This is a genomic window from Pseudomonas sp. EL_65y_Pfl2_R96 (assembly GCF_963970905.1).
Taxonomy (GTDB): domain Bacteria; phylum Pseudomonadota; class Gammaproteobacteria; order Pseudomonadales; family Pseudomonadaceae; genus Aquipseudomonas.
In genome coordinates, this window is record NZ_CAXAQH010000389.1 from 1 (window position 1) to 436 (window position 436).

General features: G+C 70.2%; 1 protein-coding gene. It reads right to left on the reverse strand.

Features of this window, described 5'->3' with window-relative positions:
* Nucleotides 1-380, reverse strand: a 380-nt coding sequence (gene gspL / locus AACY49_RS31200) for a type II secretion system protein GspL (RefSeq protein WP_339528196.1), incomplete at its 3' end; no start/stop codon positions are given.
* Nucleotides 381-436 lie beyond the last annotated feature (56 nt).

Below are 436 nucleotides of genomic sequence, written 5' to 3' on the forward strand. Positions count from 1 at the left end.
AGTACATCGGGATCGATGCCATAGTCTGCCAGGACGTTGAGCCAGTCCCGCATCTGGGTCGCCGCCACGACGGCGATCGGCCGTTCGACCAGCGCCTCCTCGCGCCCCACCGCGACATGCACTTCGCCAATCGGGGTTGCGCTCGCATCTGCGGCAAGCAAGCGCGCCGCCGCCACCGCCTGGGCGAGCGAGCGGTCGGGCAGTTCGGCCCAGTGCAGCGTCACCGCATCGGCGGGCACCACCGCGACCAGGCGTTCCTCGCCAACGGCGGCCAATACGGGCATCCCCTCGCCCCGCCCGGCCACGCCATCGCCCGCGATCCGCAGCCAACGCCACGCGGTGTCGTGCGTCGGAAGAAAGAGGACGAGCGTATCGGTCATGGTCGCTCACCCCATTGGCGCGATACCAGCCGCGCGGGAAGGGCCGTTGCGTCGAT